We start from the raw sequence: 22545 nt of genomic DNA on the forward strand, positions 1-22545 counted from the left end.
TTGGCGACGGTCGGACTGCTCACCGCCGTCACCCCGGTCCTCGCCGCCACACCCGGGCAGGCGTTCCAGCCCGACGCACGCGGGCTGGACACCTCGGCCTGGAAGTCCTATGTGCTCGGACCGTCGACCCCGGACGTGCACGCCGTCCGGGCCGAGGGCCGGGGTGACGTCGACCATCCCCAGTCCCCGCTGAACTCCCACGGGCCGGCGACGACGCTCACCACCGTCGCCGGCGGCACCCCGGCTTCGGTCCTGCTCGACTTCGGCAAGGAGGTCGGCGGAACGCCCTACCTTGACCTCACCCGAGTCACCGGCTCCCCCACACTCACCCTGGTCACCGCCGAAGCCCGCCAGTACATCCGCACCCCGGCCTCGACCACCGTCTCGGCCGCGGTTCCCAGCGGAGCGACGCAGATCCCGCTGACCTCCGCGGCCAACCTCGAGACCGGCAACACGATCACCTTCACGGCACCGGGAACCACGCCGGTCACCCGCACCATCACCGCCTTCGACACCACGGCCCGCACCGTGACCGTCAAGCCCGCGCTGAACGCCGACCTCCCCGCCGGCGCCACCGTCACGTCATCGCCCGGCGCCCCCAGCTCGGACGAGTCACGCGGCCTCGCCGGCGTCGGCGGCCCCGACACCTTCCAACCCACCGCGCCCGGCCGGCTGACCGGCGGATTCCACGGCGGCTTCCGGTTCGCGCTGCTCACGCTCTCCTCCCCCGGCAGCGTCAGCCTCTCCTCCCTCGGCGTGAACTTCCAGGCCTTCCGCGCGACGCCGGCCGACTACCAGGGCTGGTTCCTCTCCAGCGACGACCAGCTCAACCGGATGTGGTACTCCGGCGCCTACACACTGCAGATGAACCTCAAGGCACCCGGCCTCAACGGACTCCCGGACGCCCGGATCTACGACGGCGCCAAACGCGACCGCAGCATCTGGACCGGCGACCTCCTCGTCCAAATCCCCACCCTGCTCACCAGCCTCGGCAACGCCGGAGCCCCGTACGTGAAGTCCTCGCTCGACACGCTGCTGGCGACCCAGCGAGCCGACGGCGCGTTCCCCGGATCGCCGGACTTCTCCAAGCGCACCAACCCCGCGGGCTCACCGCTCTTCTACTCCAACAACTACTCCGGCTACGGAGCGCGCGCCTTCGTCGACTACTTCCGCTACACCGGCGACAAGGCCTACATCACCGCCGCGCTTCCCGCGCTGCGCAAGGAACTCGCCTACAACGACAGCTTCCTCGACGCCGGAAACCTCGTCGTCTCCAACGACCGCGACTACTGGCAGGCGACCCAGACCGGCGAAGTCACCAAGTACAGCATCGACTACTACATCGTCCTCCGCGAGATGGCGTGGCTCGAGCGCACCGCCGGTACCCCGGCCCTGGCCGACGGCTACGACGCCAAAGCCGACGCCATCAAGACCGCGGTCATGAGCAAGCTCTGGAACCCCACCCTGGGCGCCTACGGGCAAAGCAGCACCAAGCCCGACGTCGTCGTCGAGGACGCCAACGCCCTCGCCCTCCAGTACGGCTTCGTCCCGGCCGGACAGGAAGCGAGGATCCTCGCCGCGCTGAAGACGCTCTGGACCCCGTACGGCGCCATCATGGGCCCCGGCCTGCAGGACCCGACCGGGCACACCATCGAACCGTTCGGCAACGGCATGGAGACCGCCGGCCGGTTCACGACCGGCGACACCACCGGCGCGCTCGACCTCATGCGACGCACCTGGGGCCCCATGGTGGACCAGCGGAACCCGCTCTACACAGGAGCGTTCTGGGAGTTCAAGAACAGCACCGGCACCGTCAACCGCGCGACCGCCAGCCTCGCGCACGGCTGGGCCGCGTCCCCGTCGGTGCAGCTGACCGAACAGCTCCTCGGCGTCAAGCCGGTCGGTGCCGGCTACCAGACCTGGAGCATCGCCCCGAACCCCGGCACGGTCCGCTCGGCCGCCGGCACCGTCCCGACCGCCTACGGAACCATCAAGACCCAGTGGACCAACGACCCGCACTCCGGGCGGTTCACGCTCACCGTGCAGGCGCCCGCGAACACCTCGGGCACCATCACGGTCCCCGTCGGCCGCGGTTCGGTGGTCACCGTCAACGGACGTGACTCCGGTCCCCGGGTGAAGTCGGCCGGCGACGCCGTGACGCTGAACGTGTCGGGCGGCACGTACCAGATCACCGTTGGCCGGCGCGGCGGAAGTTAGCCATTGATCGAGGGGCGCCGATCCGGCGCCCCTCGATCACTCCGGGATCTGCCGGTTGGAGAAGTACGGCTTGGGAAACGGGAAGTCGTCGGCCAGCCAGTGTCTCAGCGCCGAGTGGACCTTCGCGTAGTACCCGCGGTCGTACGCGCTCGGGGTCACCCACCAGCTGACGTCCACGTCGTGGTCCAGCAGGTCTTCCGTGAGCTTCGTGCGGCCGCCCATCGGGTACAGGTAGGCGCACCCCAGGTACCCGCCCGCCGGGTCGCGCAGGACGTACGTGTACGAGCCGCCGTCGCGGAACTCGCACTCGTGCCACACCAGGTCCACGTAGTTGTACTCCTCGGTGACCGCCTCGGTCGGCCAGCTGCCGCCCCGGGTCCGGCGGATGAGGGCCAGGCTCGCGTTGATGCCCGCGACGTCGTCGGCCAGGTCGGCGCGGGTGATCGCCCGGGCGGCCACGTCGCCGTGGGTCAGCTCCGCCGGGGCCGTGAACCCGGCCGGCAGGGTCAGTCTCTTGACAAACCGGCGGTAGTCCATCAGCGGACCTGGTAGCCGAGGATCACGATGCCCGAGTCGAGCTTGGTCACCGTGTCCAGTTCGAGCCGGGTGAGCGAGCCTTCGCGGAACAGCAGGTCCTGCGGGCCGCCCTGGCGGACGAGCAGCGGGTGGAACCACAGGCGGATCTCGTCGAGCAGACCGTGCTCCAGCAGCGCGTGCGTGAGCTGCCCGAAACCGTACTGGACGATGTTCTCCCCCGGCTCGCCCTTCAGCTTTTCGATCGCGGCCACCGGATCACCGTCGATGACCGTCGTGTTGGTCCACTCGGGATCGGTGAGGGTGGCCGAGACCACGTACTTGGCCATGGCGTTGATGTGGTCGCTCGCCGGGTCACCCGAGCGGGTCGGCCACACGGGTGCGAAGCCGTCGTAGGTGCGTCTACCCATGATGAGCGCGTCGCACGAGAGCAGCAGCTCGGTCTGCACGGCCTCGCCCTTGCCGCCGTCGGGGCCGCTCGAGGGCCAGTGGTGCGGGGTCTCGATCACGCCGTCGAGCGAGATGTACGTCGAGTTGATGATGCGTCGCATGGTGGTGCTCCTGGTGGTCGCCCGGTCCGATGGAAAGAGCCTGCGCCACGCGACACCGGCAGGCATCCGTGCTCACCACGGATCGGGTACGGAATCATGTCCGGGGTGGGTGCGCAGCCATGGGGAGACATCTCGGCCCGGGAGGCCGAGGTGCTCGCGGCCGTCGGCGAGCACCTGACGAACGCGCAGATCGCCGGCCGGCTGCACATCTCGGCCCGCACGGTGGAGAGCCACGTGTCGGCCCTGCTGCGCAAGTGCGGCGCGAGCGACCGCCGTCAGCTGGCCGCGCTCGCCGCCGAAGCGGCCGAACTCGGCGCGCGGTCCGACGACGCCGTGCTGCCGGAGGCCCGGACCAGCTTCGTCGGCCGAGCCGAGGAGCTCGAGGCCGTGCGGACGGCGATCGACACCGGCCGGTTGGTGACCCTCACCGGGCCCGGCGGGGTGGGCAAGACCCGGCTCGCCGTCACCGCGGCCGCCGCCGTGACCTCGCGGTTCCCGGCCGGCGTGGTGTACCTCGACCTCGTGCCGGTCGCGCCCGGGCAGGTGGTGGCCGCCACGGCCACCGCGCTCGGCGTCACCGAACGCCCACCGCGGCCGCTGCTCGACAGCGTCGCCGACCGGGTCCGCGGCCGGGCGATGCTGCTCGTGCTGGACAACTGCGAGCACGTGCTCGACGAGGTCGGCGGGCTCGTCGAGACCCTGCTGCGCGCGGGCGGCCGGCTGCGGGTCCTCGCGACGAGCCGGGAACGGCTCGGCGTCACGGGCGAGGAAGCGCACCCGGTGCCGCCGCTGCCGCTCGGCTCGGCCGCCGAAACCCTGTTCCTCGACCGCGCCCGCGGCGTCGACCGCGCGTTCGCCGCCGCTCCCGCACTGGTCACCGAGGCGTGTGCCCGGCTGGACGGGCTGCCGCTGGCGATCGAGCTGGCGGCCGCGCGGGCCGCCGCCATCGGCGTCGACGGCCTGCTCACCGCGCTCGACGACCGGCTGCGGGCGGTGGCAGGCGGCCGCGGCGGTGAGGCACGGCACCATTCGCTGAGCGACGTGCTCGGGTGGAGCTACGACCTGCTGGACCCCGCGGAACGCGCGTTGTTCCGGCGGCTCGCCGTGTTCACCGCGGGCTTCGACCTCGACGCCGCGGCGGCCGTCTCGCCCCGCGAGCGCCCGAGCACGGTCGCGCACCTGCTCGGCCGGTTGGTGGAGAAGAGCCTGGTGGTGCGGCGCGGCACCGACCGCACGCGGTACCGGCTGCTGGAGACGGTCCGGGCGTTCGCACTCGAGCACTTCGCCTGCGACGCGGAACGCGACGACGTGCTGCGCGCGCACCTGGAGTGGGCGAGCCGGGTCGCGGTGGAACTGGAGACCGGGCTCGACGAGGACGACCGCGCGGCGCGCTACGACGAAGTAGCCGACGACCTGCGGTCCGCGTTCGCCCGGACCGGCGAGGAGCCGGATCCCGTCGCGCACCGGCTGGGCCGAGCCCTCGCCCACCTGACGTTCGCCCGTGGCTCGTTCGTCGAGGCACGCGCGCACTACCGCGCCGCGGCCGACCGGGCCACCACACCCGCCGACGCCGTCCGGGACCTGCGCAGCGCCTCGGAGGCCGCGCAGTCGCTGGCCGACGGCGACGACGCGTTCGACCTGCTGCTCACCGGCGCCGACCGCGCGGGTGCCGAGCGGGACCGGGCCGTGCTGCTGGCGTTGGCCGTCACCCTCGCGACCCGCTTCGCCGGGGACTTCCGCCACGCGGTGCCCGCGGCCCGCCGCGCGGAGCTGCTGGCCCGGGCGATGCGGGCCCCGGTCGAGGACCGTGAGCACGCGGCGGTGCTCGCCACCGCCCGGGCCTGGCAAGCCGGGGCCGACCCGGCCGCCGCCATCGAGGCCGCGCACGACGCGGGCGATCCGACGCTGCTGCAAGGCGCGCTGGACAGCGCCAACTCGGCCGCCGCGCGCCAGGGCCGGCTGCGCGAGGCCTACCGCATCGCCCGCAAGCGGCTGGACCTGCTGCCCCTGCTCGTCCGGCACCGGCCGGCCGACGGCATCGAGATGTTCGACCTGTTCCACTCGGTCTCGGTGGGCGCGCTGGCGGTGGGTGACCTGCCGGGAGCGCTGGCCATCGCCGCCCGCGCCACCGAGCAGGACCCGGTCAACGGCGACTACCCGTTCGTGTCGCTCCTCAAGTACCTGGCGCCGCTCACGCTGTCCGGGCGGTTCGACGAGGCGGTCGAGCTCGGCGAGCGGGCGTTCGCCGAGTGGCGTGCCGCGGGGGCGCCGCTCCTGGCGTGGCTCGCGCCGTCGGTGCAGGTGCTGGAGCTGGCGACCGGTCTGCGGGGCGACCACGGGCTCTGGCGGGCGCGCACGCTGGAATTCGCCGGCCACCCCGATCCGCGCTCGGAACGCCTCGCGGCCACGACGGCCTTCGTGGAAGCCGGGCTGGCCGTCCACACCGGACACCTGGCCGGCGCGGATCGCCTGGTGCGCAACGCGTTCCACGATTTCACGCAGCCGTGGTACCGGGCGTACGCGAACGCGGCGGGCGCGGAGCTGGCCGTGCTCGCCCACCTGCCCGAAGCGGAGAAGCGACTGGCACAGGCTGAACACACGGCCGAGGAGAACGACTGGGCGGCCGCGTGCGTCGCCCGCGCGCGGGGCAGGCTTACCGGCGACGCCGCCGCGTTCCGCCGGTCCCTGGAGATCTGGGAGCGCATCGGCGCACGGTTCGAGCTGGAGTGCACGGAAGAAGTGAGGGGCTGAAGCACGAGCGGCGCCGAAAAGTTCTTCGGCGCCGCTTCGGCGACGTCATGAACGACTCTTTCCTGTCGTCCAGCGACATGAACGACCCTTTCATGACGTCCCGGCCGGCAAACGCGACTTTGCCGGGGCCCTGAGCACACCGGCGTCAGGACAGTGCGATGCGTCCTCGAAGCGGCAGATCAGCGGACGAGGTGCCCACGCCGACGACGTACTCCCCCGGCACCACGGTCCACCCCGTACTCGAGGTGAGCCAGACCGCGAGTTCGTCCCGCGGCACGTCGAGCGTCACCGTCGTGCGCCGGCCCGGCTCGAGCGTCACCTTCGAGAACGCCTTGAGCTGCTGAGCCGGTTCCTGAGCCGCGTCCGGAGCAGCGACGTACAGCTGAACGACTTCCGAGCCCACCCGACGCCCGGTGTTCGTCACCGACGCCTGGACGCGCAGCCCACCCGGCGTGCGGGACACGCGGAGGTCGCCGAGCCGGAAGCTCGTGTACGACAGGCCGTACCCGAACGGGAACAGCGGCTTCTCCCCCGAGTGCTGATACCAGCGATACCCGATCGCCAGCCCCTCGTCGTAGAACACGTGGACGCCGTCGCCGGGGAACTCGACGCTCGTTTTGGCCGGGCCCTGCTGGTCGGTCGCGGGGAACGTCTCCGGCAGCCGGCCGCCCGGCTCCGCGTCGCCGAACACCATCGCCGCCACCGCGTTGCCCTGTTCCTGACCCGCGTACCAGTTCGCGATGACGGACCTGACACTGCCGAGCCACGGCATCAGGACCGCGCCCGAGGTGTTCAGCACGACCACCGTCCGGGGGTTGGCCGCCGCGACGGCGGCGACCAGCGCGTCCTGGTCGGCCGGCAACGCGAGCGTCGAACGGTCCATGCCCTCGCTGGTGACGTCGGCGAGGACCACGACGGCCACGTCCGCGGCCCGCGCGGCCGCGGCTGCTTCCTGGTGCAGCCGGTCGTACCCGGCCTGGAAACCGAGCACCAAGGACGTGCGTGGCGCGCGCCCGCCGGCCGGCGCGGCCGAGACGTAGGTGACCTCGACGGCGTGGTCGCCCGCGCTCAGCGTGACGAACGCGTTCTGGACGGACTCCCGGCCCGGCAGGTAGGTCAGCACGACCTTGCCGTCGATGCTCAGCGTGGTCAGGCCGCCGGCGGTGAGGCTGAACCGGTAGCCGTCCGCGGCGGCGGCGTGGAACGTGCCGGTGTAGCGCGCCGACCAGCCGTCGGTCTGGCTCGCGACCGCCGCCGGTGTCGCGGTGACGTTGAGGTTCGGGACGGTTTCGGTACCCAGCGCGTCGCCGGTCAGGTCGGTGGAGGCGTAGTAGGTGACCGTGAGCCCGGCGCCGAACGCCGAGGCCGGGATGACGGGCAACGCCGCGATCCCGAGCGTGCCCCGTGCGTAGGTCACCGGGATCGAGCCGGCCCGGGCGCGGATCCCGGCCAGCGGAGTCACGACCGGACCGTTCGAGGTGACGCTGCCGGAGCCGCCGCCGTGGGTCTGCGCGCCCGCGTCGGCCGCGTCGCCGATGACCGCGATGCTGCGGGGACGCGCCAGCGGCAGGAGGCCGTCGTTCTTCAGCAACACGCTGCCCTCGACACCGATGCGGCGCGCCAGGTCGAGGTGCGCCGGCGTGGAGACCACGGTGTCCACGACGGTTTCCGGATCGGGCAGCGGGTGGTCGAACAGCCCGACGCGGAGCATGGGCGTGAGGACCTGGGTCACCATCGTGTCGAGCTGGGCTTGGCTGACGGCGCCGGAAAGTACGGCCGCCTTGAGCGCGTCGCCGAGGTAGGTGCCGCCGGGCATCTCGGTGTCCGAGCCGGCCTTCGCGGTCTGGACGGTGCTGTGGGTGCCGCCCCAGTCCGACATGACCCAGCCGTCGTAGCCCCACGCGTCGCGCAGCGTGTCCTGCACGATCAGCCGGTTCTCGTGGGCCCACGTCCCGTTGACCTTGTTGTAGGAGGTCATGACGGCCCCGGTCTGCCCCTGCTGCACCGCGGCGCGGAACCCCGGGAAGTAGATCTCCTGCAGAGCGCGTTCGGACACCACGACGTCGATCGAGTTGCGCAGGATCTCCTGGTTGTTGGCCACGAAGTGCTTCACCGTCGAGATGACGTGGTTGGCCTGGATGCCACGGATGGTGGCGGCGGCGAGCTGTCCGTTGAGGAAGGGGTCTTCGGTGTAGGTCTCGAACGAGCGGCCCCAGTGCGGCAGCCGGAGGATGTTGATGCACGGCGCGAGTGCGACGTTGTGTCCCTTGGCGGCTTGCTCGGCGCCGTAGGCCTTCCCGTAATCCGTCGCCGTGTTCGGGTTCCAGGTGGCGGCCAGGGCCTTGGAGTCCGGCCACTGGGTGACGCCGACGGATCCGTTGCCGACGCCGCTGGGCCCGTCGGCCAGCCGGAGCGCCGGGATGCCGAGGCGGGTGTTGGCGGGGATGTGGCCCGTGAAGCCTCTCGTGGCGGGAATGCCGTGGCAGTAGGCGATCTTCTCGTCCAGGGTCATCCGGGCCACCAGCTGACGAGCCCGCTTTCCGGCCGCCTGCGCTTCCGCGGACGCCACCGGCGCCGCGCGGAGCGCACCACCAGGCGGCGCGGCCTCCGCCAGTCCGGCGGGGAGCACGGCCACGACGCCCGTGGCGGCCACGCCCGCTCCCGTGAACTTCAACATCGACCGGCGGGTGACGTCCATCTAAATCCTCCTCGAGTGGGGTGATCAGGCGTGGTTCTCCCAGAACAGCCTTTCGGTCTTGTCCGGATCGTCGACGATCGTGCATTCGGCGTCGAGCCACATCGTGGAACGGTTCTTCGGCGTGTAGGCGGGCCAGGCCGGCACGTCCGCCGCGGTGGGACGGCCGTGGTGAGCGAAGCCCGCCCATAGTCCGCTCATGTGCCGCGCGGTCGCAAGCTGCCCGGGCGGACCGGCGCCGGTGTTGGCGAATTTCAGGGGGATGTCCGACGCGTGCGGCGAGCCGATCGGGAAATCGGTACCGGGCACCAAGGTCGGATTCTCATAGGCGAGCTGATACATGAACACGGGCGCCGCGTGCTGCGCCGCCTTGGCCTCCGCGATCTTGATCGCGTCACGCCAGATCGGCGAAGTGGTGATCGCGAAGTACAGCTGCGCCGGCGTCGCGCCGGGCCTCGACCTGTGAAAGGTCGTGATGATTTCGTCCAGTTCCGCGCCCTGATACGTCTTGCTCAGCTCCCGGCGCAGACCGGCCTCGTCGATGCGGAAGATGTCAGGTGGCCCGAAGAGGCTGAAGAACACCATTTCGTCGCGGCACGTGCCGCACATCAACGGCTTGCCGGCCGAGAAAGGCGCTGCGCCATCGGCGAAGGGGTGCCGCGGAATGACCGTGCCGTCGACGAAAGCACCGAAACCGGGCAGCGGGTCGGGATCGCCCCAGGGCGCCACGCCGTTCGCGGCTTCGGACTGCTGGATCTCCAGCAGCCTCGCAGCCGGAATGTCCTGCAGTTTGGGGATGTCCGCGGTGCTCAGTCCCAGGAGCTCCAGGGTTCGCCTGGCCCGTGCGGTGGCGCCGTCGCGGGTGGGGAAACGCAGCGGCGCGGCGCTCTCGATCGAGGCCTTGTGGAACAGTGGCGCGGCGGCCGGCATGGTGTACACGGCCGCGGTCTTGGCGCCGCCACCGCTCTCGCCCCAGACCATGACGTTGTCCGGGTCGCCCCCGAAGTTCTCGATGTTCTCCCTGATCCAGCGCAGCGCCGCGAGGATGTCCAGCATCCCCTGGTTGGCCGCGTAGTCGCCGCCGGCCAGGTCATCGAGGAACAAGTAGCCCAGCAGGCCCAGTCGATGGTTGGACTCGACCACCACCACGTCGTAGAGCTGCGCGAGATGGGTTCCGTCCTGCCCCGTGGCGGAGCCGGAGCCGATCATGTAGCCGCCGCCGTGGTTGTAGAACATCACCGGCCGCCGCCGGCCGTCCGCGGCGGGGGTCCAGATGTTGAGGTAAAGGCAGTCTTCCGATGGTGCCGGCATCCGGCCGTTGCCGGTCGGGCCCATCTCGCCACCCGCCACCTGAAACGCCGGATTCGGAAAGTCCACCGCGTCGCGCACGCCGTGCCAGCTTCTCGGTGGCTGGGGGGCCTTGAACCGCAGCTCGCGCAGTGGCGGCGTGGCGTAGGGAACGCCGAGGAACTTCACGACGCCGTCCTCGCGCCTTCCGCGCACCTTGCCGTACCGGGTCGCCGCCTCGGCTGTTCTCGCCGTGCCCCGTGCGAGTGCCGGAGACGGCATGCTCATCCCGGCGATGACGGACAGCGAGCCGCCGATCATCGTCCTGCGGGTCATCCTCGAGGCTGACATCGGACCTCCTCGGTCACATCGCGACGGTGAACGAAAACTGGCCGGAGCCGACGGTGTGCACGGACTTGTCGCGCCCCGGGAGGTGCACGGTGGCGGTGGCGCCCGGTGGCACGGTGACCTCCAGCCGGAACCCGTGCGCGGACTTCGTCCAGCTGCTGCTGACCGTCCCGAGCGGCGTCCGGTAGCTGCCTGACGCCTGGGTCAGGTCGCCGACGAGCGCCGGAGCGATCTCCAGATCGCGGTAACCCACCGAGCCCGGAGCCTGCCGGATGCCGGCGACCCCGCGGACGAACCACGCGTCGACCTCGCCGAGAAAGTGGTGGTTCTGCGAACCGCCACCGTCGAGACTTTCCGACAACGTCGTGTGACCGCTGGCCACCAGGTAGCCGTAGCCCGGCGACGTCGGGTTGACGACCATGTCGTACAGAACGTCGTCGCGGTTTCCCGCTTGCAGGGCCCGGAACAGCGGGCCAAGCCCGACCGAACCGGTGGTGATGTGGTCACCGGCCTTGCGCACCGACGCGACCAGCCGGGCGAGCACCGCGACCCGGTCGGCGGGCGCGACCAGGCCCGCGTCCAGAGCCATGGCGTTGGACGCTTCACTGTCGCTGCCGTAGAAGACGCCGGTCGCGTCGACGTGCCGGAAGCGGGTCGTGAACTCGGCGGCGAGCTGCCCGGCCAGCGCCGTGTACTTGGTGTGGTCGGCGGCCTTACCGAGGACCTGCGCGATGCTCGCCATGTCCTGGGCGGCGGTGAAGTAGGCGGCGATGATCGCCAGCTGCATCGGCGTGGTGTTGTCCGTCGCGGACCAGTCCCCCAGCCCGGGGATGTCACCGTTGTTGGCGGCCTTGTTCGCGGCCTCGTAGTCCAGCCACGCCACCATGTTGCCGTAGTAGGCCGTCATGGTCCGGGTGTCGCCGTAGGTCTGGTAAAGCTGCCACGGGATGCGGACGATCGCGCCACCCCAGTTGACCTCGTCGAGGAACTCGATGGTGCCCTGCGGATACTGCAGCTTGACCGGGGCGACGCGGTGGAACTCCGGCGCGATGTTCGCGATCAAGCCCGGTGATTCGTCACCGGGCTGCCGCTGCGCGGTCGCCATGTTGCGCACCAGCTGCGGCTGGAAGGCCGACATGTCGTAGTCGGTGAGCAACGCGTCGATGTTGTGCAGGTTGTCGCCGGTGTAGGGCCCCTTCTCCCGGTCCGGGCAGTCCGTCAGGACCGACATCATGTTGCTCTGGATCGACCGCTCGGTGATGGTGTGGATCTGGTTGAGCAGGTCGCTGGACGAGGTGAACTCGCTCGCGCCCGGGTTCGCCGCGTGGATGACGTCCATGGTCACGGTGTCCTTGGCAGGCGCGGTACGCAGACCACTCACCTGCAGATACCGGTAGCCGCTGTAGGTGAACTGCGGGTGCCACTTCTCGACGCCGTGCCCGGACAGGGTGTAGCGGTAGGCGATCTGATTGCCGGGTTTCGCGCCCGTGCTGGCGATGTCCGGCGTGCCGTCCGCGGCGAGCTTCTCGGCCGGGATCATGGTGACGGTGTCGCCCGCCCGGCCGGCGACCGACAGACTCGGCCAACCGGACCGGTTCGCGCCGAAGTCGAGGAGGTAGGAGCCGTCGGCGAGCTTGCGGATGCCGGTGGGCCGCGCGGTTTCCGCGACGGTGACCGGCGGACGCGGGTTGGCACGCAACGGCGTCGTGTCCCGCGGCGTCGTGGTCTGCGTCAGCTGCACGACGCTCGCCTGCTGCCACCCCGCACCGTCTCCGCGGCGGGCGTCGTACTCCTCGCCGCTCCACCACGACGAAAACGTCGTCGGGCCGAGCGCGGTGCGCCAGGTGCCGTCGCTCGAGACGACCTCGCGATGCCCGTCCTGGTAGGTGACTTCGAGCTGGGCGATGACCTTCGGTTCGCCGTACACCGTGTACTGCTCGAGAGTGTTGCCGAAGAAATACCGGCCGGGGGTCTTCACCCGCTGGTACGTGCCGCTGCCGGTCTGCAGGCCGATCGTGTTCGTCCCCGGCTTGAGGACGCGCGTCAGGTCGTAGGTGCGGTAGTCGACCTCGGCGGTGTAGGTGGTCTGGCCCGGTTCGAGCACGGCGTCCCCGACCGGACGGCCGTTGAGCGTCGCGGCGTACATGCCGAGACCGGTCGTGTAGAGGCGCGCCTGCTTGACCGGGCCGTGCACGGAGAAGGCCTTGCCGAACACCGGCAGCGGCGTTTCCTTCCCGTCGGGCCGGGTGTAGTCGTAGGACGGGTTCTCGATCCAGCGGGCGGACCAGTCGGCGGCGGACAGCAGTCCCATTTCCCAGCTCGCCCGCGCGCTCCACGGCGAGACGCGTCCGGCGGTGTCCCAGGTGCGGACCTGCCAGCGGACGTGGTCACGAGCGTGCAGGGCGGAGCCACCGTAGGCGACGTTCGACGTGCTGCCTGAGCGCACCTTGCCGCTGTCCCACAACGCACGTCCCGCATCGAGGGTCGCGCGGATCTCGTAGGCGGCCTGGTCCCGTCCCGGGAGCCAGCTGAGCACCGGCTTGATCACGTCGATGCCGAGCGGATCGACGAGGTTCTCCGTCCGCAGAAAGGTCGGAGCGCCTCCTGGCGCGGCGGTCGCCGCCGACGACAGGGACGCCAGCACCAGCGCGACGAGAAAGGTGAGAACGAGGCTCCGGCGGTTCATCCGGTGTCCTTTCGGGCGGGTTCTCTGAAACGATTCATTCCTTGGCCGAGCAGCCTCGCGGAACGAGAGAAAACAGCGAGCAGCGGGAGCGAAAATCCTGGCGCACAGCAGCTTCCGGTGAGGCCTGCGGGGAACCGGCCCCGATTCGAGGATGAATCGTTTTACCTCGCATCGAGGTTACGAGGGTTTGTCCTGGGAGACAAGAGCTTGGCCGAATTCGGACGCCCCTGCTCCACCGGTCAGACCAACCCCCGCCGCACCGCCCACACCACCGCTTGAATGGGGGTGGCCAGACCCAGCCGATCGCAGATCGAGCGCATCCGCCGGCGCACGGTCCGGTCGGAAAGCTCCAGCCGCCGCGCGACGATGTCGAGCGGCAACCCTTCCGCGAAGAGAGCCAGCAAGGCAACCTCCTCGCGCTCGAGCACAGCGTTCACAGGTCCACCGTCCTCTTGCCGGCGTCGGAAAACAGCGACTCGTCGCGGCGGACGGCAGGCACGCCGAAACCCGGACACCGCGGGCAGTCCGGTCAGCCGCCCCGGCATGGTGCCGCCGGATCCTGCCGCATCATCGCGTCCTCCGGATTAAAAGGTTTCAACACTCGATCGGTGACGCTACTATGGCCCAGAACAGGAAGTCAACGGCCGGCCTCGACGCAGTGGTGAAACGATTTCATAGACCGCACCCGGCGACTCGACGAGGGGATCGCGATGACGGCGAAAGGTGTGCACGGGACCAGGCCGGAGGGAAGCCGCGCGGTCGGCATGAAGGACGTCGCCGCGGCGGCCGGGGTCTCGGTCGGCACGGTGTCCAACGTGCTCAACCGGCCCGATCTCGTCAGCCACGCGACCCGGGCGAAGGTCGAGGCCACGATGGCCGAGCTGCGGTTCGTCCGCAACGAGACGGCGCGTCACCTCCGGGTGGGGCACAGCCGGGTGTGGGCGTACGTGATGCTCGACGGCCGCAACCCGTTCTTCACCGACGTCGCCGCCGGCATGGAAGACACGGCGGACCAAGCCGATCTTCCGCTCTTCCTGTGCAACAGCGCCACTCTCGCCGCGCGCGAGGCGGCCTACCTCCGCCGGCTGGAACAACAGCAGGTGCAGGGCATCCTGATCACCCCGGTCGATCCCGGTTCCCCGCTGCTCGACGAGATCGCGCGCCGAGGCACGCCACTGGTGATCGTCGACCGGACGCCGAAGACCGACCGCCATTGTTCCGTGGCCGTCGACGACGTCGTGGGCGGGGAGATCGCGGTCCGCCACCTCCTGGACCAGGGCCACCGGCGCATCGCCTTCGTCGGCGGGGAGCTGGACATCGGCCAGGTGCGCGAACGTCGTGAAGGCGCACTGAGGGCCTTGCGAGCCGCCGGCCTCGGCCCGGACCGCCTGGTCGACCTCACGACGTCGCAGATGGCCGTGGCGGACGGCGGCAACGCGGGCCGGCGCCTGGCGGGCCTGCCCGCCGCGACCCGGCCGAGCGCGGCGTTCTGCGCCAACGACCTGCTGGCGCTCGGCCTGCTCCAGGCGTGCGCGAGCTTGGGCCTGCGCGTCCCGGACGACCTCGCCATCGTCGGCTACGACGACATCGAGTTCGCCGCGGCCGCGACCGTCCCCCTCACGTCGGTCCGCCAGCCGCGCCGGCAGCTCGGGCGCACCGCCGCCGAGCTGCTCCTGCAGGAGACCACCGACCCGGCGCACGAACACCGGCAAGTGACCTTCACGCCGGAGCTGGTCGTGCGGGCTTCGACCTACCGCGGCAGTTCACCCAGGGAGCAATGATGCGGCACGTCTCGATCGGCGGAACGCCGGTGAGCAGAGTGGCACTCGGTGGCGCGAGCTGGTCCCTGGCCGACGAACCCGACGTGGCCGGCGCGATCGCCACTGTCCACGCGGCGATCGAGCACGGCGTGACGCTGGTGGACACGGCCCGGGCGTACACGACGGTCGACCACCCCTCCCACAACGAGTGGCTGATCGGCCAGGCGCTGGCCGCGCACCCGGACGGCGGCTCGGTTTTCGTCGCGACCAAGGGAGGCCATTTCCGCGCCGGCCCGGCGGAGTTCCCCGTCGACGGCTCCCCCGCGGCGTTGCGCGGGGATTGCGAGCAGAGCCTCCGGATGCTGGGCCGGGACACCCTCGACCTGTTCCAGCTGCACCGCGCGGACGATCCGTCCACAGTGGTCGAAGACAGCGTCGCGGAACTGGCCGCGCTGCGCGAGGAGGGCAAGGTCCGGTACGTCGGACTCTGCAACGTGACCGTCGCACAGCTGGAGAAGGCTCGGGCGATCACCACGATCGACGCGGTCCAGAACCACTACTCACCTCGGGCACGAGACGACGAAACCCTGACGTACTGCGGTCGCGAAGGCATCCCGTACCTCGCGTACTCGCCGCTCGGCGGCAAGGCGGTCGCCCGCGGGCTGACCGCCGAGCTGCCCGCGTTCCGGCGAGTCGCCGAGGACCGGGGCCTCACCGTCCAGCAGGTCGTGGTCGCGTGGATGACCTCGTCCCCGGCCGTCTTGGTCCCGATCGTCGGAACCGGCCGTCCCGCGCACGTCGCGCAGCTGGCCGAGGCCGCGTCCGTCGAGCTGACTCCGCACGAGCTGGATTCCTTGTCGGCCGGCTGATCAGGCGCCGGACTGGTAGTCCGCGTCCATCGCCGCCAGGACCTTGTCCGGGGTCGACTGCTTGCTGAACACCTCCTGGATGCCGGTGAGCATCGTCTGCTGCACCTTGGGGTTGGGCCACAGCTGGTCCATGAACGGCACCGTCTTGTTCTGGCCGATGTACGTCGACAGCTCCGTCAGCGACGGGTCGAGCTTGAACCCGGTGTCCGACAAAGCCGGGAGGCCGCCTTGCTTGCCGGCGAACAGGTTCATGCCCTGCGGGGACATCACGAAGCTGATGAACTTCATCGCCAGCTCGGGGTTCTTCGCCTTGGCGTTGACGCCGTAGCCCGCGCCGGCCGCCGCCGGGACGATGGTCTGGCTCGGGTCGTCGGTCGCCGGTACCGGCTTGAGGGTGAACGTGCCGCCCGGGTTCTGCTTCTTCAGCAACGAGATCACCCAGTTACCCTGGATGATGCCCAGCGTCTTGCCGGTCGCAGCGAGTTTCTGGCTGGCTTCGTAGCTGGTGCCGAGCGGGTTCTCCTGGAAGCAGCCGGTTTGGTCCATCTCACCGTACTTCGCGAACGCCGCCGCCCACGGAGACTTCGCGAAGGACGTCTGACCGGCCGCCATCTTCTTCTCGAAGTCGCGGTCCTGGCCATACACGAGGGTCGCGGCCAACGGGTAGAGGGCGACCTGGGTGACCCAGTTGTCCTGGATGCCCAGCGCGAACGCGGGCGTGCCCTTTTCCTTGGCCGCGCGGCAGAACGCGAGCAGCTCCGTCCACGTCGACGGCGGGGTCAGACCGGCCTTGGTCATGGCCTCCTGGTTGTAGACCGCGCCGATCCCGTTGATCCCGTAGATCGCGTTGTACGTCTTGCCGCCGTACTGAGCGACGTCGCTGACCACCTTCGGGAACTTCGAGGCCCACGGCTGATCCGACAGGTCCCGCAGGTAGCCGCCCTTGGCCAGGACGGTGACGGTGCCCGGGTTCCCGTTGCCCGGCCACACCGACATGACGTCGGGCGCGGTGCCGGACGACAGCCGGGTGCGGATCTGCTGCTGGAACTGATCCGCGCCGCTCGTCGTGAAGTTCACCTTCACCCCGGGGTTGGCCGCTTCGAAGGCCTTGACGACGTCTTCGACCGAACCTTGGTCGACCGAGGCGAGCGAGAGGGTGTTGTCGCCGGGTGCGGCGGCGTTCGTGCCCCCGCTGCAGGCGACCAGCGTGGCGCCGGTCGTCACGGCCAGCAGGATGTGACGGATCTTCATGGCTGCTCCTTCGAGAAGGTTGCGGTGACGACGTGGTGGCCGGAAGTCAGCCGGAGGGCGGTGCCGGTCCGGTCCAGCGCTCCTTCGCGGCCGGTGATGCTCTCCGGGTCGGTGGTGGGGACTTCGAGCACGGCGGTGGTTCCCGGCGGGACGACGGCGGTGACGGTGATGCGGTCGCCGTCGAGGGACCAGCCGCAGGCGACGCGGCCCCGCGCCGTCTCCTGTTCGGCCCGGGCCCAGGTCAGCGTCCCACCGGGCAACGGACGCAGCAGGAGCTGAGAGTAGGCCACGGATTCGGGCGCCTGGTCGAGGCCGGCGACCCGGCCGAAGAGCCAGTCGCCGACGCTGCCGAGGCTGTAGTGGTTGAATGAATTCATCGCGGCGGACTGGAACCCGCCGTGTTCGGTCCAGCCGTCCCAGCGTTCCCAGATCGTGGTGGCGCCGTGGCGGATCGAGTACCCCCAGGACGGGAACTCTTCCTGCTGCAGCAGGGCGTACGCCAAATCGGCCCGCCCGTGGTCGGCCAGCACCGGGCAGAGCAACGCGACCCCGACGAACCCGGTCGTGAGCCGGTTGCCGCGCTTCTCGACGTCCGCCGCCAGGTGGTCCACCGCGGCCGCCACCAGCTCGTCCGGCACGAGCCCGAACGCCAGGGCCAGCAGGTACGCGGTCTGGGTGCCGCCTTCGACCGTGCCATCGTCGTCCACATAGGACTCGATGAACGCGGCGCGGATCGACGCGTGCAGGGCGCGGTGTTCGTCCGCGACGTCGGTCCGGCCCAGTACGTCGGCGGCCGAGGCGACGATCTGTGCGCTGCGCGCGAAGTAGGCCGTCGAGAGCACGTCCCGCGGTGTGGTGACGTCGATCTGCAGCCAGTCGCCGTAGGAGTTGCCGGTCCGGTGCCGCCAGCGCAGGTCCGGGTTGTGGCGGCGGATGTGCGCGACCCACGCGATCATCGCGTCGAAGCAGCGCTCCAGGACTCGCCGGTCGCCGTAGGTGCGCCACAGGTGCCACGGCACGATCACGCCGGCGTCTCCCCACGCCGGTGCGGCCTCGCGGGGCATCGCGATGCGCGGGGCGACGTCGCCGAACGCGCCGTCGGCGTCCTGGCCGTCGACCACGTCGGCCAGCCAGCGGGCCAGGAACGTCGAGACGTCGGCGTTGCGGCTGGCGGTCGGGGCGAAGATCTGGGCGTCGCCGAGCCAGCCGAGGCGCTCGTCGCGCTGGGGGCAGTCGGTGGGCACCGCGACGAAGTTGCCCCGCTGGCCCCAGCGGATGTTGGCCTGCAGCTGGTTGACCATCGGGTCGGAGCACTCGAACTGCCCGGTCCACGGCGTGTCGTTGTGCACCACCCGGGCCACCACGTCGTCTACCGAGACGGCGTATCCGCTGACTTCCAGGTACCGGAAGCCGTGCACGGTGAACCGCGGCTCGAACACCTCCACCGGCTCGCCGCCGGTGACGTAGCTGTCGGTGGCCGTGGCCCGCCGCAGGTTCGTCACGTACAGCTCGCCGTCGTCGAGGATCTCCGCGTGCCGCAGCACAATCCGGCGACCGGACGGCGCATCGCGGACGGCCAGCCGCACGCGGCCGACGAGGTTCTGTCCGAAGTCGACGATGAACCGTCCGGGTTCCCTTTCGGTGAGCGAGATCGGCCGCACTTCGTGGGTGACGCGGATCGGCGGATCGGGTTCGGCCACCAGCGGACCCGGCTCGGTGCCGAGCACGGCCACCGGCTGCCACGGTCGGTCCACAACGGACGCGTCGACGTGCTCACCCATCAGCAGATCCGCGAACCGGACGGCGCCGGGCCGCTCGCTCCAGGCCGCGTCCGTGGCCACGACCTGGCGCGAGCCGTCGGCGAAGTCGATGACGAGCTGGGCGAAGAAACCCGGGTGCTCGCCGTAGTGCCGCGCGGGCCGGCGCTCGTCGAACCCGACGAACCCGGACCACCAGCCGTCGGCGACGACTCCGCCGAGCGCGTTGCTCCCCTTTCGCAGCAACGAAGTGACGTCGTAGGTCTGGTACTGGAGACGGTGGTGGTACTCCGTCCACCCCGGGGCCAGCTCGACGTCGCCCACGCGCGCACCGTTCAGCGACGCCTCGTAGATACCGTGCGCGGTGGCGTACAGGCGGGCCCGCACCGGTTCCCGGGTCAGCTCGAACTCGCGGCGCAGGTTCAGCGGCGGCTCACCGAGCGGCTGGTCGTGGTCGGTCGGCGGGTCGAACACCGGCTGGGCGTGGGAATCCCGGCCGATCCACACGGCGGTCCAGTCGTCGCGGTGCAGCAGGCCGGTCTCGAACCAGCTCTCCCCCGCTCCCGCCGCGGTACCCGTCTCGTCCCACAGCTCGACGCGCCAGTGGTACCGGGTGGCCGAGCGCAGGACCGGACCGTCCCACGGCACGAGCACGCTGTCCGCCGATTCCCGGCGTCCGCTGTCCCACAGCAGGCGCGCGGGGTCGTCGAGGTCGGCCGCGCGTTCGGCGGCGGTGATCCGGTAGGCGCTCTGCGCGGCACCGTGGCGATCACTGGCGAGCCGCCACGAGAGCCGCGGGTGCGGCTCGCCGAGACCGAGGGGCTCGTGGCGCTGCTCGGTCTGGAGTCCGTACGGGGTCAGCGTTTCCGTCATCCTTTGAGCCCTCCGGCGAAACCGTTGATGATGCTGCGTTGCAGCGCGAAGTAGACGACCAGGATCGGCACGATGCTGATCACCAGCGCGGCGAAGATCAGGTTCCAGTCCGACACGTACTGGCCGACGAACCCGGCGATGGCGACCGGCAACGTCTGCTGGGCCCCGCCGCTGAGGTAGAGCAGCGGGGTGAAGAAGTCGTTCCACACCGCGACCGTGTTGAGCACCAGTGCGGTCACGGTGACCGGCTTGAGCATCGGCAGCACGACGTACCGGAAGCCCTGCAGGGTCGTGCAGCCGTCGATCAGTGCGGCGTCCTCGAATTCGCGCGGGATCGCGCGCAGGAATCCGACGTACAGGAACGTCGTGAACGGCACCTGCAGTCCGGAGTAGAACAGGATCAGCGCCCACGGCGTCCCGAGCAGCCCGAGATCCCGCATCGTCTGGTACAGCGGCAAAGCCGCCAGCTGGAACGGCAGCACCAGGCCCAGCATGATCAGCAGGAACGTCCACCGCGACCAGCGGGCGGCGACCCGGGCCAGCGGATAGGCCGCCAGCGCGGAGACGGCGAGGATCACGACCACGGAGCCGACGGTGACCAGCACGCTGTTGGCCAGCGCCCCGCCCAGCGCGCCTTGCTCCCACGCTTGCGTGAAGTTGTCGAACGTCGGCGAGGTGGTCGGCGCGAGCGGCGACGACGGGTCCGACGGCTGCCGGATCGCCAGGTTCACCAGCACGTAGACCGGGAACGCGAAGACCAGCCCGACGGCGATCATCACCAGTTCCAGCGTCAGCGTGCGGGCACGGTAGCGGTTCACGACGCCGCCCTTTCGGCCCGCGACAGACCGACGTACTGCCCGGTCGACGCCACGGAGACGATGACGGCCAGTACCGCCGCCAGCGCGATGCTGTAGCCGAACTCGCCCAGGGTGAAGGCGTCCTTGTAGATCAACGTCGAGAGCGTGTCGGTCGCGTGGCCCGGGCCGCCGCCGGTCAGTGCGTACACCTGGTCGAACAGCTTGAGCCCGCCGATGATCGAGAGCATCAGGTTGATCGTGACCGCCGGCGCGAGCAGGGGGCGCGTCACCGACCAGAACCGGCGCACCGCGCCGGCGCCGTCGATGGCGGCCGCCTCGTGGATCTCCCGCGGAATCGACTGCAGCCCGGCCACGAAGATCACCATCGAGTAGCCGGCGTACTGCCACACGATCACGCCCACGACCGACCACAGCGCGATGTCCGGGTCGCCGAGCCAGTCCTGCCGCCACGAGCCCAGGCCCACCGTGTCGAGCAGGCTGTTCATGGCCCCGTCCGGGCCGAGGATGTTGCGCCACAGGTAGGCGGACACGATCGGCGTGACCAGCGCCGGCGCGAACAGGAACACCCGGAGCAGGTTGCGGGACTTGATGATCGTGTTGACCCCCAGCGCCAGCAGGAGGCCGATCCCGTTCTGGACGACCGTGATCGCCACCGCGATCACCAGCGTGTGCCAGATCGCCTGCGTGGCCGCGGGATCGTCGAGCATGTCCGCGAAGTTGCCGAAGCCGATCCAGGAGAAGTCCGGCGAAAGGCCGTCCCAGTCGGTGAAGGCGTAGTAGACACCCCGCGCGCTGGGCACCAGCACCACGAACGCGAACAGCAGCAACGCCGGCACGGTGAACCACCACGGCGGGGTCGTGCGCCGGCTCCCCCGGCCGCGGCGCCGGTCCGGCGGCTTCGCGACGGCGTCCGCGCGTCGGTCCTTGATGGCGACAGTCATTGGCGCCCACCTTGTTTGAACGTTTCAACGTTGCGGCCGACGCATCGGCCCTGGTCAAGAATCTTTGGGTAACGTTGCCCACTGAAGGGTGCGGACGACTTTAAGAGTCACCGGGAGACACGTCAAGATGCCTGATGTCGGGCTTGCGCAAGCCAGGTAACGTTTCCCACATGGACCGAGCGGAGCCACAACGGCGAGTGACGATCGTCGACGTCGCACGCCACGCAGGAGTGTCGACGACAGCGGTGTCGAAGGTCCTCCGCAACGCCTACGGTGCGAGCCCCGCCATGCGCGCGAAAGTCCACCAGGCGATCGAGGAGCTCGGCTACCGCCCGTACGCCGCGGCCCGGGGACTGCGCGGCCAGACCTACACCATCGGCGTCATGCTGCCCGACATCCGCAACCCGTTCTTCCCCGAGATCCTCGACGGCCTCACCGACACGCTGCGCGACACCGATTACCACGTGCTGCTCGGCCCCAGCTGCGACAACGAGAAGGACGAGGGCAAGCTCACCGACGCGATGGTCGACCGCGGCATGGACGGGCTCGTCCTCATCGCCCCGGTCATGTCGAACGCCCGCCTCGAACGCCTCGCCACCACGGTCCCGACGGTCGTGGTCGGCCGCCACACGCGGTCGGCCCGCTACGACACGGTGACCGACGACGACACCGTCGGCGCCGCCCTCGTCGTCGACCACCTCGCCGACCTCGGCCACCGCCGCATCGCCCACATCGAGCACCACGAGACCGACCCCGCCCGCCTCGCCGAAATGCCCAACGCGGTCCGCGCCGACGGCTACCGGAAAGCCATGGCGGCCAGGGGTTTGACCGTCGACATCGTCTCCACCAGCTACACCCAGGAGGGTGGCTACCTGGGCGCCCAGCAGATCCTCGGCCGCCCCGAGCGGCCGACGGCCATCTTCGCCGGCGCCGACATCGTCGCCATGGGTGTGCTGACCGCGTTGTCCGAAGCCGGCCTGTCCGTTCCCGAGGACATCTCCCTCGCCGGCTACGACAACACCAACGTCGCGGCGCTGGGGCCGATCTCGCTCACCAGCGTCGACCAGGCGGGGCACCACATCGGCACCGACGCCGCCCGGCTCCTCCTGGCACGCATCGCCGACCGCACCCGCCCGGCGGCACAGATCAAGCTGTCCCCGAAACTGGTCCCGCGGCGCACCACCGCTCCCCCACGGGCCTGAGATCG

15 protein-coding genes are annotated in these 22545 nt (G+C 70.5%); 5 read left to right on the forward strand and 10 right to left on the reverse strand.

Features of this window, described 5'->3' with window-relative positions; translation table 11 throughout:
• Entirely contained in the window at positions 1–2217 is a 2217-nt protein-coding gene (locus AB0N03_RS34820) for an alpha-L-rhamnosidase C-terminal domain-containing protein (protein WP_364380843.1), read from the forward strand.
• A 36-nt stretch (positions 2218–2253) separates the two neighbouring features.
• Here the strand turns inward: AB0N03_RS34820 and AB0N03_RS34825 are convergent, their stop codons facing one another.
• A complete protein-coding gene (locus AB0N03_RS34825; protein ID WP_364380846.1) occupies positions 2254–2754 on the reverse strand; it encodes a GNAT family N-acetyltransferase in 501 nt (166 codons plus the stop codon).
• Positions 2754–3302, reverse strand: a complete 549-nt coding sequence (locus AB0N03_RS34830; RefSeq protein WP_364380849.1) for a dihydrofolate reductase family protein — start codon at positions 3300–3302, stop codon at positions 2754–2756. Before AB0N03_RS34830 ends, AB0N03_RS34825 begins: the two co-directional genes overlap by 1 nt.
• Before the next feature lie 105 nt (positions 3303–3407).
• On the opposite strand from AB0N03_RS34830, the gene AB0N03_RS34835 reads away from it, so the two are divergent.
• Positions 3408–6053, forward strand: a complete 2646-nt coding sequence (locus AB0N03_RS34835; RefSeq protein WP_364380852.1) for a LuxR C-terminal-related transcriptional regulator — start codon at positions 3408–3410, stop codon at positions 6051–6053.
• A 145-nt stretch (positions 6054–6198) separates the two neighbouring features.
• Here the strand turns inward: AB0N03_RS34835 and AB0N03_RS34840 are convergent, their stop codons facing one another.
• The 4 genes from AB0N03_RS34840 to AB0N03_RS34855 form a co-directional block, all read right to left on the reverse strand.
• Complete coding sequence (locus AB0N03_RS34840) at positions 6199–8751, reverse strand: glycoside hydrolase family 3 C-terminal domain-containing protein (protein WP_364380855.1); 2553 nt, start codon at positions 8749–8751, stop codon at positions 6199–6201.
• Between the two features lie 24 nt (positions 8752–8775).
• Positions 8776–10371 carry a carboxylesterase family protein gene (locus tag AB0N03_RS34845; RefSeq protein ID WP_364380858.1) on the reverse strand — a complete coding sequence of 532 codons (1596 nt, stop codon included), beginning with the start codon at positions 10369–10371 and terminating at the stop codon, positions 8776–8778.
• A gap of 28 nt (positions 10372–10399) precedes the next feature.
• Positions 10400–13069 (reverse strand): family 78 glycoside hydrolase catalytic domain, encoded by a 2670-nt coding sequence (locus AB0N03_RS34850; RefSeq protein ID WP_364380861.1) that lies wholly within the window; start codon positions 13067–13069, stop codon positions 10400–10402.
• Positions 13070–13308: 239 nt separating this feature from the next.
• Positions 13309–13506 (reverse strand): LuxR C-terminal-related transcriptional regulator, encoded by a 198-nt coding sequence (locus tag AB0N03_RS34855; RefSeq protein WP_364380864.1) that lies wholly within the window; start codon positions 13504–13506, stop codon positions 13309–13311.
• 327 nt (positions 13507–13833) lie between these two features.
• Between AB0N03_RS34855 and AB0N03_RS34860 the strand changes: the two genes are divergently transcribed.
• Together AB0N03_RS34860 and AB0N03_RS34865 are read left to right on the forward strand one after the other, a co-directional pair.
• Positions 13834–14850, forward strand: coding sequence for a LacI family DNA-binding transcriptional regulator (locus AB0N03_RS34860; RefSeq protein ID WP_364381076.1), 1017 nt, complete (start codon positions 13834–13836; stop codon positions 14848–14850).
• A gap of 29 nt (positions 14851–14879) precedes the next feature.
• The gene (locus AB0N03_RS34865) at positions 14880–15698 is read left to right on the forward strand and encodes an aldo/keto reductase (protein ID WP_364380866.1); all 819 of its coding nucleotides are present in this window, start codon (positions 14880–14882) and stop codon (positions 15696–15698) included.
• On the opposite strand, the gene AB0N03_RS34870 is transcribed toward AB0N03_RS34865, so the two are convergent.
• Genes AB0N03_RS34870 through AB0N03_RS34885 form a run of 4 tightly spaced genes read right to left on the reverse strand, consistent with a single transcriptional unit; the run spans position 15699 to position 21338 of the window.
• Positions 15699–16949, reverse strand: a complete 1251-nt coding sequence (locus AB0N03_RS34870; protein WP_364380869.1) for an extracellular solute-binding protein — start codon at positions 16947–16949, stop codon at positions 15699–15701.
• Entirely contained in the window at positions 16946–19579 is a 2634-nt protein-coding gene (locus tag AB0N03_RS34875; RefSeq protein ID WP_364380872.1) for a family 78 glycoside hydrolase catalytic domain, read from the reverse strand. Before AB0N03_RS34875 ends, AB0N03_RS34870 begins: the two co-directional genes overlap by 4 nt.
• A complete protein-coding gene (locus AB0N03_RS34880; protein ID WP_364380875.1) occupies positions 19576–20397 on the reverse strand; it encodes a carbohydrate ABC transporter permease in 822 nt (273 codons plus the stop codon). Before AB0N03_RS34880 ends, AB0N03_RS34875 begins: the two co-directional genes overlap by 4 nt.
• On the reverse strand, positions 20394–21338 hold the full coding sequence (locus AB0N03_RS34885) for a sugar ABC transporter permease (RefSeq protein WP_364380878.1): 945 nt from the start codon (positions 21336–21338) through the stop codon (positions 20394–20396). The genes AB0N03_RS34880 and AB0N03_RS34885 overlap by 4 nt, the downstream gene beginning before the upstream one ends.
• A 170-nt stretch (positions 21339–21508) precedes the next feature.
• On the opposite strand from AB0N03_RS34885, the gene AB0N03_RS34890 reads away from it, so the two are divergent.
• Positions 21509–22540, forward strand: coding sequence for a LacI family DNA-binding transcriptional regulator (locus AB0N03_RS34890; RefSeq protein WP_364380881.1), 1032 nt, complete (start codon positions 21509–21511; stop codon positions 22538–22540).
• The last annotated feature ends 5 nt before the right edge of the window (positions 22541–22545 follow it).

Source organism: Amycolatopsis sp. NPDC051061 (genome assembly GCF_040682935.1).
Taxonomy (GTDB): domain Bacteria; phylum Actinomycetota; class Actinomycetes; order Mycobacteriales; family Pseudonocardiaceae; genus Amycolatopsis.

Excerpts from the sequence above, each read along its gene's own strand:
- AB0N03_RS34825 (WP_364380846.1), bottom strand. The coding sequence starts at position 2,754 with ATGGACTACCGCCGGTTTGTCAAGAGACTGACCCTGCCGGCCGGGTTC.
- AB0N03_RS34830 (WP_364380849.1), bottom strand. The coding sequence starts at position 3,302 with ATGCGACGCATCATCAACTCGACGTACATCTCGCTCGACGGCGTGATC.
- AB0N03_RS34840 (WP_364380855.1), bottom strand. The coding sequence starts at position 8,751 with ATGGACGTCACCCGCCGGTCGATGTTGAAGTTCACGGGAGCGGGCGTG.
- AB0N03_RS34845 (WP_364380858.1), bottom strand. The coding sequence starts at position 10,371 with ATGACCCGCAGGACGATGATCGGCGGCTCGCTGTCCGTCATCGCCGGG.
- AB0N03_RS34850 (WP_364380861.1), bottom strand. The coding sequence starts at position 13,069 with ATGAACCGCCGGAGCCTCGTTCTCACCTTTCTCGTCGCGCTGGTGCTG.
- AB0N03_RS34860 (WP_364381076.1), top strand. The coding sequence starts at position 13,834 with ATGAAGGACGTCGCCGCGGCGGCCGGGGTCTCGGTCGGCACGGTGTCC.
- AB0N03_RS34870 (WP_364380869.1), bottom strand. The coding sequence starts at position 16,949 with ATGAAGATCCGTCACATCCTGCTGGCCGTGACGACCGGCGCCACGCTG.
- AB0N03_RS34875 (WP_364380872.1), bottom strand. The coding sequence starts at position 19,579 with ATGACGGAAACGCTGACCCCGTACGGACTCCAGACCGAGCAGCGCCAC.
- AB0N03_RS34885 (WP_364380878.1), bottom strand. The coding sequence starts at position 21,338 with ATGACTGTCGCCATCAAGGACCGACGCGCGGACGCCGTCGCGAAGCCG.
- AB0N03_RS34890 (WP_364380881.1), top strand. The coding sequence starts at position 21,509 with ATGGACCGAGCGGAGCCACAACGGCGAGTGACGATCGTCGACGTCGCA.